The sequence below is a fragment of the Herbiconiux solani NBRC 106740 genome (genome assembly GCF_001571005.1).
Classification (GTDB): Bacteria; Actinomycetota; Actinomycetes; order Actinomycetales; family Microbacteriaceae; genus Herbiconiux; species Herbiconiux solani.
Genome location: NZ_BCST01000004.1, coordinates 1 through 18,907, shown reverse-complemented (window position 1 = coordinate 18,907; position 18,907 = coordinate 1). Strand labels below are relative to the sequence as shown.

21 protein-coding genes are annotated in these 18,907 nt (G+C 68.2%); 20 read left to right on the top strand and 1 reads right to left on the bottom strand.

Annotated features, from left to right (window positions below):
- The first annotated feature begins 168 nt into the window (after window positions 1–168).
- The 16 genes from rho to HSO01S_RS07715 all read left to right on the top strand — a co-directional run bounded on the left by rho (window position 169) and on the right by HSO01S_RS07715 (window position 14,775).
- Window positions 169–2,403, top strand: a complete 2,235-nt coding sequence (gene rho / locus HSO01S_RS07790) for a transcription termination factor Rho (RefSeq protein WP_066040145.1) — start codon at window positions 169–171, stop codon at window positions 2,401–2,403.
- Complete coding sequence (gene prfA, locus HSO01S_RS07785) at window positions 2,403–3,482, top strand: peptide chain release factor 1 (protein ID WP_066040143.1); 1,080 nt, start codon at window positions 2,403–2,405, stop codon at window positions 3,480–3,482. The genes rho and prfA overlap by 1 nt, the downstream gene beginning before the upstream one ends.
- Window positions 3,483–3,486: 4 nt before the next feature.
- Window positions 3,487–4,380, top strand: coding sequence for a peptide chain release factor N(5)-glutamine methyltransferase (gene prmC, locus HSO01S_RS07780; RefSeq protein ID WP_066040141.1), 894 nt, complete (start codon window positions 3,487–3,489; stop codon window positions 4,378–4,380).
- 6 nt (window positions 4,381–4,386) lie between these two features.
- Window positions 4,387–4,575: a PLDc N-terminal domain-containing protein gene (locus HSO01S_RS07775; RefSeq protein WP_066040139.1), complete on the top strand. Its 189-nt coding sequence runs from the start codon at window positions 4,387–4,389 to the stop codon at window positions 4,573–4,575.
- Window positions 4,576–4,622: 47 nt separating this feature from the next.
- Window positions 4,623–5,282, top strand: a complete 660-nt coding sequence (locus tag HSO01S_RS07770; RefSeq protein ID WP_066040726.1) for an L-threonylcarbamoyladenylate synthase — start codon at window positions 4,623–4,625, stop codon at window positions 5,280–5,282.
- A gap of 3 nt (window positions 5,283–5,285) precedes the next feature.
- Window positions 5,286–6,482 (top strand): MraY family glycosyltransferase, encoded by a 1,197-nt coding sequence (locus HSO01S_RS07765; RefSeq protein ID WP_066040137.1) that lies wholly within the window; start codon window positions 5,286–5,288, stop codon window positions 6,480–6,482.
- A 3-nt stretch (window positions 6,483–6,485) separates the two neighbouring features.
- Window positions 6,486–6,956 (top strand): Cg1360 family ATP-synthase-associated protein, encoded by a 471-nt coding sequence (locus HSO01S_RS07760; protein WP_066040135.1) that lies wholly within the window; start codon window positions 6,486–6,488, stop codon window positions 6,954–6,956.
- Between the two features lie 191 nt (window positions 6,957–7,147).
- Window positions 7,148–7,939 (top strand): F0F1 ATP synthase subunit A, encoded by a 792-nt coding sequence (gene atpB, locus HSO01S_RS07755; RefSeq protein WP_174522975.1) that lies wholly within the window; start codon window positions 7,148–7,150, stop codon window positions 7,937–7,939.
- Window positions 7,940–7,985: 46 nt separating this feature from the next.
- The gene (atpE, locus tag HSO01S_RS07750) at window positions 7,986–8,222 is read left to right on the top strand and encodes an ATP synthase F0 subunit C (RefSeq protein ID WP_066040131.1); all 237 of its coding nucleotides are present in this window, start codon (window positions 7,986–7,988) and stop codon (window positions 8,220–8,222) included.
- Window positions 8,223–8,251: 29 nt separating this feature from the next.
- The gene (locus HSO01S_RS07745; RefSeq protein WP_066040129.1) at window positions 8,252–8,809 is read left to right on the top strand and encodes a F0F1 ATP synthase subunit B; all 558 of its coding nucleotides are present in this window, start codon (window positions 8,252–8,254) and stop codon (window positions 8,807–8,809) included.
- Window positions 8,810–8,813: 4 nt separating this feature from the next.
- Window positions 8,814–9,611: a F0F1 ATP synthase subunit delta gene (locus tag HSO01S_RS07740; RefSeq protein ID WP_066040125.1), complete on the top strand. Its 798-nt coding sequence runs from the start codon at window positions 8,814–8,816 to the stop codon at window positions 9,609–9,611.
- A 52-nt stretch (window positions 9,612–9,663) separates the two neighbouring features.
- Window positions 9,664–11,301, top strand: a complete 1,638-nt coding sequence (gene atpA / locus HSO01S_RS07735) for a F0F1 ATP synthase subunit alpha (RefSeq protein WP_066040122.1) — start codon at window positions 9,664–9,666, stop codon at window positions 11,299–11,301.
- A gap of 3 nt (window positions 11,302–11,304) precedes the next feature.
- The gene (locus HSO01S_RS07730) at window positions 11,305–12,207 is read left to right on the top strand and encodes a F0F1 ATP synthase subunit gamma (RefSeq protein WP_066040118.1); all 903 of its coding nucleotides are present in this window, start codon (window positions 11,305–11,307) and stop codon (window positions 12,205–12,207) included.
- Between the two features lie 21 nt (window positions 12,208–12,228).
- On the top strand, window positions 12,229–13,689 hold the full coding sequence (gene atpD, locus HSO01S_RS07725) for a F0F1 ATP synthase subunit beta (protein ID WP_066040116.1): 1,461 nt from the start codon (window positions 12,229–12,231) through the stop codon (window positions 13,687–13,689).
- Window positions 13,690–13,691: 2 nt separating this feature from the next.
- Window positions 13,692–13,958 (top strand): F0F1 ATP synthase subunit epsilon, encoded by a 267-nt coding sequence (locus HSO01S_RS07720; RefSeq protein ID WP_066040114.1) that lies wholly within the window; start codon window positions 13,692–13,694, stop codon window positions 13,956–13,958.
- Between the two features lie 70 nt (window positions 13,959–14,028).
- Window positions 14,029–14,775, top strand: coding sequence for a YaaA family protein (locus HSO01S_RS07715; RefSeq protein ID WP_066040113.1), 747 nt, complete (start codon window positions 14,029–14,031; stop codon window positions 14,773–14,775).
- Between the two features lie 73 nt (window positions 14,776–14,848).
- Here the strand turns inward: HSO01S_RS07715 and HSO01S_RS07710 are convergent, their stop codons facing one another.
- Window positions 14,849–15,364, bottom strand: a complete 516-nt coding sequence (locus tag HSO01S_RS07710; protein WP_245635934.1) for a methylated-DNA--[protein]-cysteine S-methyltransferase — start codon at window positions 15,362–15,364, stop codon at window positions 14,849–14,851.
- A 123-nt stretch (window positions 15,365–15,487) separates the two neighbouring features.
- Between HSO01S_RS07710 and HSO01S_RS07705 the strand changes: the two genes are divergently transcribed.
- The 4 genes from HSO01S_RS07705 to HSO01S_RS18300 form a co-directional block, all read left to right on the top strand.
- Window positions 15,488–17,251: a proline--tRNA ligase gene (locus HSO01S_RS07705; RefSeq protein WP_157078961.1), complete on the top strand. Its 1,764-nt coding sequence runs from the start codon at window positions 15,488–15,490 to the stop codon at window positions 17,249–17,251.
- A gap of 58 nt (window positions 17,252–17,309) precedes the next feature.
- Window positions 17,310–18,308 (top strand): transcription termination factor NusA, encoded by a 999-nt coding sequence (nusA, locus tag HSO01S_RS07700; RefSeq protein ID WP_066040111.1) that lies wholly within the window; start codon window positions 17,310–17,312, stop codon window positions 18,306–18,308.
- Window positions 18,309–18,361: 53 nt separating this feature from the next.
- Window positions 18,362–18,619 (top strand): YlxR family protein, encoded by a 258-nt coding sequence (locus tag HSO01S_RS18305; protein WP_084361449.1) that lies wholly within the window; start codon window positions 18,362–18,364, stop codon window positions 18,617–18,619.
- Between the two features lie 84 nt (window positions 18,620–18,703).
- Window positions 18,704–18,907 (top strand): translation initiation factor IF-2 N-terminal domain-containing protein (locus tag HSO01S_RS18300; RefSeq protein ID WP_157078960.1); only part of this gene is annotated, 204 nt, incomplete at its 3' end.

Below are 18,907 nucleotides of genomic sequence, written 5' to 3'. Positions count from 1 at the left end.
CCACTTCTCCAGATCCCGTCCCGGTCGCATTTCCTCCAAATCACTATCTGTCGAATGCTGTGGTCTGACCCGCATCGATGATCGATGACCGTTCATCGGACGCCGGCCACACCGACGACAGTTCTCTGCCTGGCTTTTCGTAGCTGACAGGGGAAGGACACGAATTCCGTGACAGACGTCAACACTCAGCCCGATCTCTCGAGCCTCAAAGTCTCCGAGCTGCAGGCGATCGCCGCCTCACTCGGCATGGCCGGAGCCTCCAAGCTCCGCAAGGGCGACCTGATCGAGGCCATCCGTACGGTGCAGGCGGGCGCGGTCGACGCGCTCCCCGACGCCATCACCCTCGACTTCGAGGCCGCTGCCGCCGAGGCGCCCGCCGAGGCCGCTGCTGCGCCTGAGGCGGCTCCGGCAGCCGCCGAGGCCCCCGCTGCCGAGGCCGCTCCGGTCGACGGCCCGATCGTTCCGGACGAGCTCCTCCGCTCGGCCCCCGCCGCGGCTGCCGCGCCCAAGGAGCAGATCGTCATCGAGCTGCCCGAGGGCCCCGTCTCGCCCAAGCGCCGGTCGCGCCGCGTCACCACCGAGCGCGTCAGCGCCGGCGGTCACGTCAACACCACCGACAACTCGATCGACGAGCTCGTCCCCGCCACCGCGCCGGAGAACGACTCGGCCGCCGTGCGCGACGAGCAGCCCGCCGACCAGTCGGGCGAGCAGGCCGGCGAGCAGGCTTCGGAGCAGTCCGGCGACGAGCGCCAGTCCGGCGAGGAGCGCCAGGGCCGCGGCCGTGGGCGCAACCGCCGCGACCGCAACCGCAACGCCAAAGACTCCGGTGACACCGCCGGTCAGGATGCGCAGGGCGGCCAGAGCACGGGCAACCAGAACAACGGCAACGCCGGCCAGAACAACGGCAACCAGAACGCCGGCAACGGCAACCAGGGCAACGGCAACGGTCGCAACCAGGCCGCCGCCGAGCCGAAGCAGGAGCAGACCGACGACCGCGGCCAGAACCAGCGCGGCCGTGGCGAGCCCAGCCAGCGCGAGAGCCAGCGTGAATCGGCGCAGAACCGCGAGGCAGGCCAGAACAACGGTGCGCAGCAGGGCAACCGCGCCCAGCGCGACGACCTGAACGGCCCCGAGGGCGATCGCAGCGAGCGCGGAGCGCGCAACCGCTACCGCGACCGCAAGCGCCGCGGCCAGACCGGTGGCGACGAGATCGAGCCCGAGATCTCCGAGGACGACGTGCTCATCCCGGTGGCGGGCATCCTCGACATCCTCGACAACTACGCCTTCGTCCGCACGAGCGGCTACCTCCCGGGCAACAGCGACGTCTACGTCTCGCTCGGCCAGGTCAAGAAGTACAACCTGCGGAAGGGCGACGCGATCGTCGGCTCGATCCGTCAGCCGCGCGAGAACGACGGCAGCGGCCGCCAGAAGTACAACGCGATCGTGCGCATCGAGTCGATCAACGGCCTGCCCGTCGAAGAGGCGCAGAACCGCGTCGAGTTCGGCAAGCTGACCCCCCTCTATCCCCAGGAGCGCCTGCGCCTGGAGACCGAGCCGGGCAAGCTCACGCAGCGGATCATCGATCTCGTCGCCCCGATCGGCAAGGGCCAGCGCGGCCTGATCGTCGCTCCTCCCAAGGCCGGCAAGACCATCGTGCTGCAGCAGATCGCCAACGCGATCTCGACGAACAACCCCGAGGTCCACCTCATGGTCGTGCTCGTCGACGAGCGCCCCGAAGAGGTCACCGACATGCAGCGCACGGTCAAGGGCGAGGTCATCGCCTCGACCTTCGACCGCCCCGCCGAAGACCACACGACGGTCGCCGAGCTCGCCATCGAGCGCGCCAAGCGACTCGTCGAGCTCGGTCACGACGTGGTCGTGCTGCTCGACTCGATCACCCGTCTGGGCCGCGCGTACAACCTCGCATCCCCGGCGTCCGGCCGCATCCTCTCCGGTGGTGTCGACGCCTCGGCGCTGTACCCGCCGAAGCGCTTCTTCGGTGCCGCCCGCAACATCGAGAACGGCGGATCGCTCACGATCCTCGCCACCGCACTGGTGGAGACCGGGTCCAAGATGGACGAGGTCATCTTCGAGGAGTTCAAGGGCACCGGCAACTCGGAGCTCCGCCTCTCGCGTCAGCTCGCCGACAAGCGCATCTTCCCGGCCGTCGACGTCAACGCGTCGAGCACCCGCCGTGAGGAGCTCCTGATGGGCGCCGACGAGACCAAGATCACCTGGAAGCTGCGTCGCGCCCTGGCCGGCGTCGACCAGCAGCAGGCCCTCGAGATCGTGCTGAGCCGGCTGAAGGAGACCTCGTCGAACGTCGAGTTCCTGATGCAGGTGCAGAAGTCGATGCCCACGCCGACCCAGGGCAACAACGGGCACGGCCACAAGGGCGAGTGATGTTCGAATCGGTCGCCGCACTGCAGGCCGAGCACGACGACCTGCAGCGGCAGCTCTCCGATCCGGAGCTCCACAGCGATCCGGCGCGCTCCAAGCGGGTCAATCGCCGCTACGCGGAGCTCAGCCGGATCGTGGCGGCGCACACCGCCTGGTCGCAGAGCATCGAAGACCTCGAGGCCGCGCGTGAGCTCGCGAAGGACGACGAGAGCTTCGCCGACGAGGTCCCGGCCCTCGAGGCGAGCCTCGCCGAGAACGAGGAGAAGCTCCGGCGTCTGCTCATCCCGCGCGATCCCGACGACGCCCGTGACGTGATCATGGAGATCAAGGCCGGCGAGGGCGGTGCGGAGAGCATGCTCTTCGTGGCCGACCTGCTGCGCATGTACCTCCACTACGCCGAGTCCAAGGGCTGGAAGACCGAGCTCCTCGAGCGCACCGAGAGCGACCTGGGCGGCTACAAAGACGTCCAGATCGCGGTCAAGGGCCGCTCGACCGACCCCGCCGAGGGTGTCTGGGCGCACCTGAAGTACGAGGGCGGCGTGCACCGCGTGCAGCGCGTGCCGGCCACCGAGTCGCAGGGGCGCATCCACACCTCCGCCGCCGGCGTGCTCGTCTTCCCTGAGGTCGACGAGCCCGAGGAGGTCGAGATCAGCCCCAACGATCTCAAGATCGACGTCTTCCGCTCCTCCGGCCCCGGCGGCCAGTCGGTCAACACCACCGACTCCGCCGTGCGCATCACCCACCTGCCCACGGGCATCGTGGTCTCGATGCAGAACGAGAAGAGCCAGCTGCAGAACCGCGAGGCCGGCATGCGGGTGCTCCGTGCGCGCATCCTGGCGAAGCAGCAGGAAGAGCTGGATGCGGAGGCCTCGGCCGCGCGCAAGAGCCAGATCCGCACGGTCGACCGCTCCGAGCGCATCCGCACCTACAACTTCCCGGAGAACCGGATCGCCGACCACCGCACCGGTTACAAGGCCTACAACCTCGACCAGGTGATGGACGGCGCGCTCGAGCCGATCATCCAGTCGGCCATCACGGCCGACGAGGAGAGCCGGCTCGCGGCCATCGGGAGCGAGGGCTGAGCCGGTGACCACCGACACCGCCCTCGACCGACCGGTCACGGTGCGCTCGCTCGCCGAGCGCTCGGTCGCGATCCTCGCCGCCAGCGGGGTGAACGATCCGCAGGTCGACACCGAGCTGCTGATCGGCCACGTGCTCGGCGCCTCGCGCGGCCGCGTCCAGTCGCTCACGGTGACGGATGCTCCGCTCGGCGTCGAGGATGCGATCGCGATCATCGAGGCGGTCGAGCGCCGCGCCGCGCGCGAGCCCTTGCAGCACATCACCGGCTCCGCCTGGTTCCGCTCGCTCGAGCTGGCCGTCGGCCCGGGCGTCTTCGTGCCGCGGCCGGAGACCGAGTTCGTCGCCGGGCTCGCGATCGATGCCCTGCGCGCGGTCGTCCCGGCCCCCGGATCCCGTCCGCTCGCGGTCGACCTCGGGACGGGGAGCGGGGCCATCGCGCTCTCGCTCGCCACCGAGGTGCCGCACGCCGAGGTGGTCGCCGTCGAGAACTCGACCGAGGCCTTCATCTGGGCCAAGCAGAACCTGCGGAGCACCGGCGCCGAGAACGCCCGGCTCGTCTTCATCGGGCTGGCCGACGCGCTGCCCGAGCTCGACGGCACGGTCGACGTCGTGGTCTCCAACCCGCCCTACATCCCGTCCGGCATGATCCCGCGCGACCCCGAGGTGCGCCTGCACGACCCCGAGGCCGCGCTCTACGGCGGCGAGGACGGCTTCGACGTCGTGCGCGAGGTCTCCGCGACCGCGCGCCGGCTGCTGCACGCCGGCGGCCACCTCGTGATCGAGCACGGCGACCTGCAGGGCCCCGGCGCCCGCGCGCTGCTCGAGGCCGACGGCTGGCGCGCCGTGGCGACCCACCGCGACCTCACCGGACGCGACCGGGCCACGACGGCACTACGCTGATCATCCATGGAACCCATCAGCTTCACCTTCGGCATCGTCGGCCTGATCATCTTCATCGTCACGGTCGTGTCGATCGTGAAGAACCCGAATCACGGCGGGCTCGGCAAGTTCGTCTGGATCCTCGTGGCGTTCTTCCTCTCCATCCTCGGCTCGATCCTGTGGCTGATCTTCGGCCGGGGCCGCGTCAACCGCTAGCGCGGCGCACGGGAGCCGTGGGCGTCCCCGCTATCATGGGGGGCGAGATGGCTGCCACTTACGACTGCTCTGCACCGACGGAGCTTCTCACCGGAATGCGGCTCGCGAGGGCCGCCCTCGGCCGCGGCGAGCTCGTCGTGCTGCCGACCGACACGGTCTACGGGGTCGCCGCCGACGCCTTCAACGCCCGTGCCGTGCAGCGCCTGCTCGACGCCAAGGGGCGCACGCGGCAGTCGCCGCCTCCGGTGCTGATCCCGGCGCTGACCACGCTCGACGCCCTGGCCACCGACATCCCGGATGCCGCCAGAGCGCTGGTCGACGCGTTCTGGCCGGGCGGGCTCACGCTGATCCTGCAGGCCACCCCGTCGCTGGTCTGGGACCTGGGGGAGACCGGGGGCACGGTCGCGCTCCGGATGCCGTCCGACCCGATCGCGCTCGAACTCCTCGCCGAGACGGGGCCGCTCGCGGTCTCCAGCGCCAACCTCACCGGCGAACCCGCCGCCACAACGGCCGACGCCGCCGTCGCCATGCTGGGCGACAGCGTCTCGGTGTACCTCGACGGGGGAGAGCGCCGCGAGGCCCTCGCCTCGACCATCGTCGACGCGACCGCCGCCGACGGCACCCTCCGCATCGTGCGGCAGGGCGCGGTCTCGGAGTGGCGGCTCCGCCAGGTGATCGGCGACCGGCTCGCGGATTCCGGCGCCTGAGGCATGCGGTTCTATCTGCTCGTCGCCGCGGTGTCGGCGGTCGTCACCTTCATCCTGACCTGGGTGATCTACAAGCTCAGCCACCGCTACCGGCTCTACCCGAAGATCCGCGAACGCGACGTGCACACCCGCCCCACGCCCCGGCTCGGCGGGATCGCGATGTTCCTCGGCGTGGTGATCGCGATCGCCGTGGCCTCGCAGATCAGCTGGTTCCGGCTCGTCTTCGCCGAACCCGGGAAGGTCTGGGCCATCCTCGGCGCGGCCCTGATCATCGTGCTGATCGGTGTCGCGGACGACATCTGGGACCTCGACTGGCTCACCAAGCTCGCCGGCCAGATCATCGCGGCAGGTCTCCTGGCCTGGCAGGGCGTGCAGATCGTCTCGCTGCCGATCGGCGGTCTCACGATCGGGTCGAGCGGGATGTCGCTGGCCATCACGATCCTGGCCGTCGTCCTGGTGATGAACGCCATCAACTTCATCGACGGGCTGGACGGTCTGGTGGCCGGCGTCGCGCTGATCGCCAACGGCGTGTTCTTCATCTACAGCTACCTGCTCGCGCAGGACACCTCGCCGACCGACTACTTCAACCTCGCCTCGCTCATCACCGCCGTCCTGATCGGCGCCTGCGCGGGCTTCCTGCCGCTCAACTTCCACCCCGCGAAGCTCTTCATGGGCGACGCGGGCGCCCTGCTGGTCGGACTCCTGATGGCCACGAGCGCGATCGCCGTGACGGGCCAGGTCGACCCGGCGCAGCTCGGGCGGTCGCAGCTCTTGCCGGCGTTCATCCCGATCCTGCTGCCGTTCGCGATCCTGGTGATCCCGCTGCTCGACTTCGGGCTCGCCGTCATCCGGCGGCTCCGGGCGGGCAAGAGCCCGTTCAGCGCCGACCGCAAGCACCTGCACCACCGCCTGCTCGACATGGGCCACAGCCACCTCGGGGCGGTGCTGATCTTCTACGCCTGGACCACTGTCATCTCGGTCGGCTGCCTGCTGTTCTTCGTGCTCGACCCGTACTGGCCGGCCTTCATCTTCCTCGCCGTGGGCATCATCGTCTGCGCCGGCTTCACCCTGGCCCCGCTCAGCCCGCTCAAGCGGCGCGAGATCGAGGCCCAGTCCGCGGATGCGGGTACCCTCGAAGCCGACATCAAAGCCGTGGACGACCCGCTGGATGCGGCCGCCGACGACATCAAGGAGCTCTAGACCGTGACCGATCCCGTCATCAAGGGGAACTACCCGACCCCGTCCTCGAACAAGGTCTTCGCGAGGATCCTGCGCTACGACGCGATCCTGGCGCTCGTCATCGCCGTGGTCGGGGGAGTGATCGGCTACCTCGTCGACGGCTGGCCCGCCGCGATCAGCGCACTGGTCGGCACCGTGATGGTGCTCGTGTTCGCCGGAATCACGGCCGGCAGCATCCTGGTGGCCAACCGCTTCACGGCGTCGCCGATCTACACGACGCTGTTCTTCGCGATCGTCCTGGGCTCCTGGATCGTGAAGTTCGTGCTCTTCATCGTGCTCGTGCTGCTGCTGCGCGGACAGCCCTGGGTCAACGACGTCGCGCTCTTCGCGAGCATCGTCGTCGCGGTCGTCGGGTCGCTCGCGGTCGACGTGGTCGTCGTGGCGCGCACGCGGCTTCCCTACGCCTCGGACGTGCGGCTTCCCGGCGATGAATGAGGCCCTGCCGATTAGTCAGGACGACCTAAGTATTGATAGGCTTGCGGAGTTCGTTCCGCTGCCGCAAAGCGCCTTCCGCGCCCGGAGGCAGCACACCCCCCACCCGTTCGTCGCCGCGAGAACTCTGAAAGTTCCACGCCCCGAAACAGGAGATAGCGCTGATAGCTAACGCTGTGAACCTGCTAGCCCCGATGGCAACCTCCGACGATGGCGGTTTCCATGGCCCGTCCATCGACGAGTTCTTCCCGGACGCCATCTTCTTCGCTGGTACCCCGTTCGAAATAAACCGCATCATCCTCATCCGCTTCATCGCGATGCTGGCGATCGTGCTGATCTTCTGGATCGGCACGCGACGCATGAAGGTCGTCCCCGGACGCTTCCAGAGCATCGTCGAGATGGGCCTGGACTTCGCTCGCGTGAACATCGCGGAGGACCTGCTCGGCAAGAAGGACGGACGCCGCTTCCTCCCGCTGATCACCACGATCTTCTTCGTCGTGCTCTTCGCGAACCTGACCGGCATCATCCCGTTCATGAACATCTCGTCGAACAGCCTCATCGGCATGCCGCTGGTGCTGGCCGTGGTGGCGTGGCTCGCGTTCATGTACGCGGGTATCCGCAAGCACCCGGGTGCCTTCTTCAAGAACGCGCTCTTCCCGCCCGGAGTGCCCTGGCCGCTTTACATCATCGTGACGCCGATCGAGCTGGTCTCGACCTTCATCCTCCGGCCCGTCACGCTGACGCTCCGACTGCTGATGAACATGCTGGTCGGGCACCTGCTCCTGGTGCTGTTCTTCTCGGCCACCCAGTTCTTCCTGTTCACCGCCACCCAGACCAGCATCTTCTACGGTCTGTTCGGTGTCGGCACCTTGGCGTTCGGCTTCGTCTTCACGCTGTTCGAAGTCCTGGTCGCAGTCCTCCAGGCCTACGTCTTCGCTCTTCTCACCACGGTCTACATCCAGCTCGCGCTGGCTGACGAACACTAACGGCGCCAGGCACCCGCCTGCTCCACCATCACGAAAGGGAACAACAATGGCAGACACAGCCATCCTCGCCGAGGTCACCGGTAGCATCGCCACCGTCGGATACGGCCTCGCCGCAATCGGCCCGGCCATCGGCGTGGGCATCGTCGTCGGCAAGACCATCGAAGGCGTCGCCCGTCAGCCCGAGCTGGCCGGCCGTCTCCAGGTGCTGATGTACATCGGTATCGCGTTCACCGAGGCACTCGCGTTCATCGGTATCGCCACCGGCTTCATCTTCGGCTTCTAGACCTCTTTCATCCTTAGGAAGGAGGCACCATGCTTCAGACGATTCTCGTAGCGGCCACCGAAGGCGAAGCCCCGGCGAACCCGCTGCTTCCCGAACCGTACGACATCATCTGGTCGGCCGTGTGCTTCGTCGTCATCCTCTTCTTCTTCTGGCGGCTCGTTCTGCCGCGCATGAAGAAGTTGCTCGACGAGCGGTCCGCCGCCATCGAGGGCAACATGGAGAAGGCCGACGTCGCCCAGCGCGAAGCGGAGGCCGCTCTCGAGCAGTACACCGCCCAGCTCGCCGACGCGCGTGCCGAGGCCGGCAAGATCCGCGAACAGGCCCGTGCCGACGCCCAGCGCATCGGTTCGGAGATCCAGGCCCAGGCCCAGACCGACGCCGAGCGCGTGAAGGCCAACGCCCAGGTCGCCATCGAGGCGGAGCGCCAGTCGGCCCTCGTCTCGCTGCGCACCGAGGTGGGCAGCCTCGCCATCGACCTCGCGTCCGGCGTCATCGGAGAGTCCCTCTCCGACGATCAGAAGGCCACGGCGCTCGTCGACCGTTTCCTCGCCGACCTCGAGACCGCCGACACCTCGGGAAAGAAGTAACCACATGGGTAGCGCGACCAGAGTAGCCCTTGAGCAGGCCACGACCCGCCTCGCGGGCCTGGGTGCCAAGGTCGATCTGGCCACGGGAGAAGAGCTCTTCGCCGCTGGTCGGATCATCGGTGATTCGTCACACCTGCTCGGAGCACTCTCCGACCCCGGGGCCGAGGCCTCGGCCAAGACGGCGCTCGTCAAGCAGCTCTTCGGCCCGGCGTACTCGCCGGTGACCGTCGAGCTGCTGGATGCGGTGGCGACCAGCCGCTGGTCGAGCCACAAAGACCTGCTGGCCGGCATCGAGGAGCTCGGCATCCGTGCCGTCGCCTCCTCGGCACCGGCCTCCGCGGCGATCGACTCGGAGCTGTTCGAGTTCAGCCGCGCGGTCACGACCGACGCGAACCTCGAGCTCGCGCTCGGGTCGAAGCTCGGATCGGTCGATCAGAAGCGCTCCCTCGTGGAGCGCCTGATCGGCGGCCGGGCCTCGGAGCAGACCCTCGCGATCGTGCGCCAGCTTGTCACCCAGCCGCGCGGCCGCCGGATCGGCGAACTGCTGCGGTACGCCTCGGCCATCGTGGCCGACCAGTCGGGCTCGCAGGTGGCCACGGTCGTCGTGGCCGCGCCGCTGAGCGCGGCACAGCTCCAGCGGCTGGAACGGGTGCTCGCCACCCGGCACGGCCGCACGATCCAGCTGAACCAGGTGATCGACCCCTCCGTCGTCGGTGGGGTGCGCATCCAGGTCGGCGACGACGTCATCGACGGCAGCGTCTCGACGCGGCTCAACGATTTGAGACTTCAGCTCGCTGGCTAATCGGCGGGCACCGGAACACACTGGGGTGATACCCCACAGAAAAGGGAAAACGATGGCTGAACTTACGATCCGCCCGGATGAGATCCGCGACGCCCTCAAGGACTTCGTCGCGGCGTACGAGCCCGGCAAAGCAGCGACCACCGAGGTCGGCTACGTCATCGACGCCGCCGACGGCATCGCCCACGTGCAGGGCCTGCCCGGCGTGATGGCCAACGAGCTCATCCGTTTCTCGGACGGCACCCTGGGCCTCGCCCAGAACCTCGACGAGGACGAGATCGGTGTCATCGTGCTCGGTGAGTTCACCGGCATCGAAGAGGGCATGGAGGTCACCCGCACCGGAGAGGTCCTCTCCGTCCCCGTGGGCGACGCCTACCTCGGCCGCGTGGTCGACCCGCTGGGCAACCCGATCGACGGTCTCGGTGAGATCGTCGCCGAGGGTCGTCGTGAGCTCGAGCTGCAGGCGCCCGGCGTCATGGCCCGCAAGAGCGTGCACGAGCCCATGCAGACCGGCATCAAGGCGATCGACGCCATGATCCCGATCGGCCGTGGCCAGCGTCAGCTGATCATCGGCGACCGCCAGACCGGCAAGACGGCCATCGCGATCGACACGATCATCAACCAGAAGGCCAACTGGGAGTCCGGCGACACGAACAAGCAGGTGCGCTGCATCTACGTCGCGATCGGCCAGAAGGGCTCGACCATCGCCTCGGTGAAGGGCGCGCTCGAAGACGCCGGAGCGATGGAGTACACCACCATCGTGGCGTCGCCCGCCTCCGACCCGGCCGGCTTCAAGTACCTCGCCCCCTACACCGGCTCGGCCATCGGCCAGCACTGGATGTACGGCGGCAAGCACGTCCTGATCATCTTCGATGACCTCTCCAAGCAGGCCGAGGCCTATCGCGCCGTGTCGCTGCTGCTGCGTCGTCCGCCGGGACGGGAGGCGTACCCCGGTGACGTGTTCTACCTGCACTCGCGTCTCCTCGAGCGTTGCGCGAAGCTGTCGGACGAGCTGGGCGCCGGCTCGATGACGGGGCTCCCGATCATCGAGACCAAGGCGAACGACGTCTCGGCCTACATCCCGACCAACGTGATCTCGATCACCGACGGCCAGATCTTCCTCCAGTCCGACCTGTTCAACGCCAACCAGCGTCCCGCGGTCGACGTCGGCATCTCGGTCTCCCGAGTCGGCGGCGACGCACAGGTCAAGTCGATCAAGAAGGTCTCCGGAACGCTGAAGCTCGAGCTGGCCCAGTACCGCTCGCTCGAGGCCTTCGCGATGTTCGCCTCCGACCTGGATGCGGCGTCGCGCCGCCAGCTCGCCCGAGGCGCCCGCCTCACCGAGCTGCTGAAGCAGCCGCAGTACTCGCCCTTCCCGGTCGAGCAGCAGGTCGTCTCGATCTGGGCCGGCACCAACGGCAAGCTCGACGAGGTCCCGGTGGAGGACATCCTCCGCTTTGAGGCCGAGTTCCTCGACTTCCTCGGTCGCAACACCGAGGTGCTGACGACGCTCCGCGACACCAACGTGCTGAGCGACGACACCGTCCAGGCCCTCGAGAAGGCTGTCGACGACTTCAAGCTCGAGTTCCAGACCGGTGAGGGCAAGCCGCTCGCCTCGGTCGGCAAGGAAGAGTTCGTCGCCACCGACAAGGGCGACGTCGGCCAGGAGAAGATCGTCAAGGGTCGCCGCTAAGCCATGGGTGCACAGCTCAGGGTCTACCGGTCGAAGATCAAGTCGGCCCAGACGACCAAGAAGATCACGAGGGCGATGGAGTTGATCTCCGCCTCGCGCATCCAGAAGGCTCAGCAGCGGGTCGCCGCCTCGGCGCCCTACTCCAAGGCCATCACGCGTGCGGTCTCCGCGGTCGCCACCTACTCGAACGTCGAGCACCCGCTGACCAGCGAGCGCGAGAAGCTCGACACGGCAGCGATCGTCATCTTCACCTCCGACCGCGGTCTCGCCGGCGCCTTCTCCTCCTCGATCCTCAAGGAGGCGGAGAGCTTGGCCGAGCTCCTGCGGAGCGAGGGCAAGAAGGTCGAGTACTTCCTCGTCGGCCGGAAGGCCGTGGCGTACTTCGGCTTCCGTCGTCGTGCGGCCGTCAAGTCGTGGACCGGCGGAACCGACCAGCCCGAGTTCGGCACCGCGAAGGAGATCGCCGACGCGGTCGTCGAGGCCTACAACCTCGATGACGACGGCGGCGTGGACGAGATCCACCTCGTGTACAACCGCTTCGTCAGCATGGTCACCCAGGTTCCCGAGGTGACCCGTCTGCTCCCGCTCGAGATCGTCGAGGGCGCGGCCCCCGAGGCCCCGACGAACGACGTGTACCCGCTGTACGAGTTCGAGCCCGACGCCGCGACCGTTCTGGATGCGCTCCTCCCGATCTACGTCGAGAGCCGCATCTTCAACGCGATGCTGCAGTCGGCGGCCGCCGAGCACGCGGCACGTCAGAAGGCGATGAAGTCGGCCAGCGACAACGCCGACAACCTGATCCGCGACTACACGCGCCTTGCCAACAACGCGCGCCAGTCCGAGATCACGCAGCAGATTTCCGAAATCGTGGGCGGGGCCGACGCACTGGCCTCCGCCAAGAATTGAACGAAGAAAAGAGAAAGCACAATGACTGACACTGCTACCGCGCCAGTCCAGGCGGAGGCCACGCCCGGCGTCGGCCGTATTGCGCGCGTCACCGGGCCGGTGGTGGACATCGAGTTCCCCCACGACTCGATCCCCGAGGTCTACAACGCGCTCAAGACCACGATCACGATCGGCGACACGTCGACCGAGATCACGCTCGAGGTCGCCCAGCACCTGGGTGACGACCTCGTCCGTGCCATCGCGCTGAAGCCGACCGACGGACTGGTCCGCGGCCAGGAGGTGCGCGACACGGGTGCCGCCATCTCGGTGCCCGTCGGCGACGTCACCAAGGGCCGGGTGTTCAACGTCATCGGCGAGGTGCTCAACGCCGAGCCCGGCGAGAAGATCGAGATCACCGAGCGGTGGCCCATCCACCGTCGTCCCCCGGCGTTCGACCAGCTCGAGTCGAAGACCAACCTCTTCGAGACCGGCATCAAGTCGATCGACCTCCTGACCCCGTACGTGCAGGGTGGAAAGATCGGCCTGTTCGGCGGTGCGGGCGTCGGCAAGACGGTCCTCATCCAGGAGATGATCCAGCGCGTCGCGCAGGACCACGGTGGTGTGTCAGTGTTCGCCGGTGTCGGCGAGCGTACCCGTGAGGGCAACGACCTCATCCACGAGATGGAGGAGGCGGGCGTGTTCGACAAGACCGCCCTCGTCTTCGGCCAGATGGACGAGCCGCCGGGAACGCGTCTCCGCGTGGCACTCTCGGCTCTGACGATGGCGGAGTACTTCCGCGATGTGCAGAACCAGGACGTGCTGCTCTTCATCGACAACATCTTCCGCTTCACCCAGGCCGGTTCTGAGGTGTCGACCCTTCTGGGCCGCATGCCCTCGGCCGTGGGCTACCAGCCGAACCTCGCCGACGAGATGGGTGTGCTCCAGGAGCGCATCACCTCGACGCGTGGTCACTCGATCACCTCGCTGCAGGCGATCTACGTGCCGGCCGACGACTACACCGACCCGGCCCCGGCGACCACCTTCGCGCACCTCGACGCGACGACCGAGCTCTCCCGTGAGATCGCGTCGAAGGGTCTGTACCCGGCCATCGACCCGCTGACCTCCACGTCGCGGATCATGGACCCCCGGTACTTGGGCGCCGACCACTACCGCGTGGCGACCAACGTCAAGCAGATCCTCCAGAAGAACAAGGAGCTGCAGGAGATCATCGCCATCCTCGGTGTCGACGAGCTCTCCGAGGAAGACAAGATCACCGTGTCGCGGGCCCGCCGCATCCAGCAGTTCCTCTCGCAGAACACCTACATGGCGAAGAAGTTCACCGGTGTCGAGGGTTCGACCGTTCCGCTCAAGGACACGATCGAGTCGTTCGACGCGATCACCAAGGGTGAGTTCGACCACGTGGCCGAGCAGGCGTTCTTCAACGTCGGCCCGATCACGGACGTCGAAGAGAAGTGGGCTCAGATCCAGAAGGAGAACGGCTGATCATGGCTGGTTCCCTCAACGTGAGCGTCGTCTCCGCCGACCAGCAGATCTGGGCCGGCGAGGCCTCGATGGTCGTCGCGAAGACCGTCGAGGGCGAGATCGGCATCCTCGCCGGTCACGAGCCGCTGCTCGCGATCCTCGCCGCCGGCGAGGTGCGCGTGAACGCGAGCACCGGTGAGCGCCTCGTGGCGCGTGCCGACGACGGCTTCCTCTCGGTCGAGAACGACACCGTCACGATCGTCGCCCGCGACGCCGAACTGATCAAGTAACACCTGTCGAGACCGCCGTGCCTGCTCTCCGGAGCGGGCACGGCGGTTTTCGCGTGGAAGGACGCAAGACGTGCTCATCCTGCTGCCCCCGTCCGAGACCAAGCGCGACGGCGGCGACGGGCCTCCGCTGGATCTCGCGCAGCTCGCGCATCCGAAGCTCACCGCGACTCGGCGAGCCCTCGTCCGCCGCGTCGGCGAGCTCGCGCGGAACCCCGAGGAGGCCATGGCGCGCCTGAAGCTCGGGCCGAAGCTCGCCTTCGAGGTCGACCGCGACCGGATGCTGCGGAGGGCTCCCACGATGCCCGCCATGGACCGCTACACCGGGGTCCTCTACGAGGCCCTGGATGCGCCGGGACTGGACGCGGCGGCGCGGGCCTTCGCCGCGGAGCACGTCCGCATCCACTCGGCGCTGTTCGGGCTCATCGCGGCCGGGGACCCGATCCCGGCGTACCGGCTCTCGCACGACTCGCGGCTCGAGGCGCCCTCGGTGAAGGCGACCTGGGCGGGTTCGCTGTCGAAGGAGCTGGCCGCACACGCGAGCGAGCTCGTGCTCGACCTGCGCTCGGAGGCCTACGTCGCGCTCGGGCCGGTGCCGGTCGCGGTGCCGGAGTCGTACTACCTCAGGGTGGTCAGCGTCGGCGACGACGGAGCGCGCCGAGCGCTCAACCACTTCAACAAGAAGGGCAAGGGCGAGCTCGTGCGCGCGATCGTGCAGCACGGGGCGGACTTCGCCTCGGTCGACGAGCTGATCGGCTGGGGCCGGACCGTCGGCCAGCGGCTGTCGTTGGACGGGCAAGAGCTGGTGCTCGAGGTCTGAGCTCGGCCCGATCGCCTGGCGAGCGTTGCGGCCCGGTGTCAGGTGCCAGAGGCCCGGTGTCAGGTGTCAGCGGTCAGGGGGAGTGCGGCACCCCCTCGAGGTCGAGCAGCCAGGCCTTCGTGCGCACCCCTTCGCCCCAGCTCCACCCGGTGACGGCACCGGAGGCCGAGAGCACCCGGTGGCAGCCGACGAACAGGGGAGTGGGGTTCGAGGCGATCGCTCCGCCGACGGCGCGACCCGATCCGGCCCGACCGACCGCGGCGGCGATCGCGCCGTAGGTCGTCGCGGTGCCCCACCTGAGCGCCGCCAGCCGGTTCCAGACCGAGCGCTGGAAGGGCGTGCCGTGCTGGGTGATCGGCACCGAGAACGACTTCCGGCTGCCCTCGAAGTAGTCCAGCAGCTGGGCCACGGCCTCGTCGGCGACCGCCGTGGAATCGAACGCGAGCCCGTCATGCGGCAGGGCGCCGTGGCGTTCAAGAGCGACCGCGGTGATCGACTTGCCGTCGCTGGCGACCTCGATCCGCCCGATCGGCGTCGAACAGCGCTGCAGGTAGGGCGAGGCGGCCCGCAACTGGGTGAGTGTGTCCATGGGGCGAGGCTAAGCATCCCGACTCATCGGCGGCCCATCACGGGCGAATCTGTGGACAGGCCGCCGACCGGGCGTCGCTGTGGAGGAGCGGAGGGAGCCGGCGCTCCTCGGTACACTCGTTCCGTGCCTATTCGCCTGTCGTCGTACTTCCTCCGAACCCTCCGCGAAGACCCCTCGGACGCCGAGGTCACCAGCCACCGCCTCCTGGTGCGTGCCGGCTACATCCGGCGCCAGGCGCCGGGCATCTTCGCGTGGCTGCCGCTCGGCCTCCGGGTCAAGGCCAAGATCGAGGCGATCGTGCGCCAGGAGATGGCCGCCGCGGGCGCCTTCGAGGTGCACTTCCCGGCGCTGCTGCCCAAGGAGCCCTACGAGGTCACCGGCCGGTACGACGAGTACGGGCCCGGCATGTTCCGCCTGTCCGACCGCAAGGAGGCCGGTTACGTGCTGGCCCCCACGCACGAGGAGGTCTTCACGCTGCTCGTGAAGGACCTCTACTCCAGCTACAAGGATCTGCCCCTGTCGATCTACCAGATCCAGGACAAGTACCGCGACGAGGCGCGTCCCCGTGCCGGCCTCCTGCGCGGCCGCGAGTTCACGATGAAGGACGCCTACTCGTTCGACTACACCGACGAGGGGCTGGATGCGTCGTACCAGGCGCAGCGCGACGCCTACGAGCGCATCTTCACGGCCCTGGGCCTGGAGTACGTGATCGTCAAGGCCGACGCGGGCGCCATGGGCGGCTCCAAGAGCGAGGAGTTCCTGCACCCGACGCCCGTGGGGGAGGACACCTTCGTCCGCTCCGCCGGCGGCTACGCCGCGAACGTCGAGGCCTTCACGACCCTCGTCCCCGAGTCGCGCTCGTTCGAGGGGCTCACCCCGGCCGAGGTGCTCGACACCCCCGACACCCCCACGATCCAGGCGCTGGTCGACCGTGCGAACGAGGCCCACCCGCGTCCCGACGGCCGGTCCTGGACCGCGGCCGACACGCTGAAGAACGTCGTGCTCGCCCTCACCCACCTCGACGGCAGCCGCGAGCTCGTCGTGGTCGGGCTCCCCGGCAACCGGGAGGTCGACCTGAAGCGCGCCGAGGTCGCCTTCGCCCCCGCCGAGATCGAGCCGGCCACCGACGCCGACTTCGCCAAGCACCCCGGGCTGGTCAAGGGCTACATCGGCCCGTGGAGCCCCGAGGGTGCCGTGCTCGGCGAGGAGTCGAGCACGGGCATCCGCTACGTCGTCGACCCCCGCGTGGTCGACGGTTCGGGCTGGATCACCGGTGCCAATGTGCACGGCAAGCACGTCTTCGGCCTGGTCGCCGGCCGCGACTTCACCGCCGACGGCACGGTCGAGGCCGCCGAGGTGCTCGCGGGAGACCCGGCGCCCGACGGCTCCGGGCCGGTGGAGCTCGCCCGCGGCATGGAGATCGGTCACGTCTTCCAGCTCGGCCGCAAGTACGCCGAGGCGCTCGGGCTCAAGGTGCTCGACGAGAACGGCAAGCTCGTCACCGTGACGATGGGGTCGTACGGGATCGGCGTCACGCGCATCCTGGCCATCATCGCCGAGCTCAACAACGACGACCGCGGCCTCATCTGGCCGCCCGCCGTCGCCCCCTTCGACGTGCACGTGATCGCCACGGGGAAAGACCCGGAGATCTACCAGGCGGCCGAGTCCGTGGTCCAGGATCTCGAGGGCGCAGGCCTCGACGTGCTCTTCGACGACCGGCCCAAGGTGTCGCCCGGCGTGAAGTTCGGCGACGCCGAGCTGATCGGCGTCCCGCGCATCGTGATCGTCGGGCGCGGGGTCGCTGACGGGGTCGTCGAACTGTGGGATCGCAGAAGCGGAGAGCGAACGCAGGTCGAACTGGATGCCGTGGCCGACAGCTTCCGGTAGTCTTTCCGTTTGACTGCCGGAGACATCGGCACACAGATCTGAACAGAGGAGGCCGGAAGTGGACATCGACCTCAGCGTCTTACGCCTCTTGGAGCGTGAACGAGAGATTCCCTTCGAGGAGCTCGTGGGCATCATCGAGCAGGCGATCCTGACCGCCTTCCTCAAGCACACCGATCGCCCCCTCGCGAACGAGGACGGCACCCCGTCGGCGCGCGTGCACCTGGACAGGAAGAGCGGGCACATCTCGATCTTCGTGCCGGAGCACGACGAGGACGGCGTGGTCATCGGCGAGGCCGAGGAGAACCCCAGCGACTTCGGCCGCATCGCGGCGTTCGCGGCCAAGCAGGTCATCAACCAGCGGCTCCGCGACATCGGCGACGACAAGGTGCTCGGCGAGTTCAAGGGCCGCGAGGGCGACATCGTCGCCGGAGTCATCCAGCAGGGCCCGAACCCGAAGATGATCCACGTCGACCTGGGCACCATCGAGGCCATCATGCCTCCCGAGGAGCAGGTGCCGGGCGAGGACTACGCGCACGGATCCCGCATCCGCGTGTACGTCACGAGCGTGGCCAAGGGGCCGAAGGGCCCGCAGATCACAGTCTCGCGCACCCACCCGTCGCTCGTGCGCAAGCTCTTCGCGCTCGAGGTGCCGGAGATCGCGAGCGGCGTCGTCGAGATCGTGTCGCTGGCCCGCGAGGCCGGTCACCGCACCAAGATCGCCGTCCGGGCCACCGAGCCGGGCGTCAACGCCAAGGGCGCCTGCATCGGCGAGCTCGGCCAGCGCGTGCGTGCCGTGACCAGCGAGCTCGGCAACGAGAAGATCGACATCGTCGACTACTCCGACGACCTGCCGACCTTCGTCGCCAACGCGCTCTCGCCGGCCAAGGTCTCCAGCGCCTTCGTGATCGACCCCGCCCTCAAGGCCGTGCGGGCGCTCGTGCCCGACTACCAGCTCTCGCTGGCCATCGGCAAGGAGGGCCAGAACGCGCGGCTCGCCGCGAAGCTGACTGGCGCGAAGATCGACATCCAGCCCGACAGCATCCTCGACGGAGACTGATCGCAAGCGTTCCCGGGCGTCGTTCGATCGGCGCCCAGGGAATATGGAGTAGCATGGAACCCGTTAGAACGTGCGTCGGATGTCGTGCGCGCGCCACGCGGTCCGCATTACTGCGGGTCGTTGCCAAGGAACATGTCTTGGTCGTCGACGAGACGGCCACTCTTCCCGGGCGAGGCGCATGGTTGCATCCCTCACCCGAGTGCTTCCGGATCGCGGTCACGCGACGAGCATTCGGGCGTGCGCTCCGCGTCGAGGGAGTCCTCGACGTGACGACATTAGAGAACAGGCTGAACGGCACCGTGAACCCATGAGTGACAACTGATGAGCGGCTCGAAATGAGACCCGTCCGCTATTAATGGTCTGCCCTGTCTGGGTAGACCCCAGACAGGAGAATTGTGGCTGCAAAACCACGTGTACATGAAGTCGCCGCCGAGCTCGGCGTCGACAGCAAGGTCGCCCTTGCAACCCTCAAAGAGATGGGCCAGTTCGTCAAGGGCCCGTCCTCGAGCATCGAGCCCCCCGTGGCCCGCCGGCTCAAAGAGGCACTGATCAAGGCAGGCGCCGGCTCCGCCGGTGCTGCAGCTCCGGCCGGTTCGGCC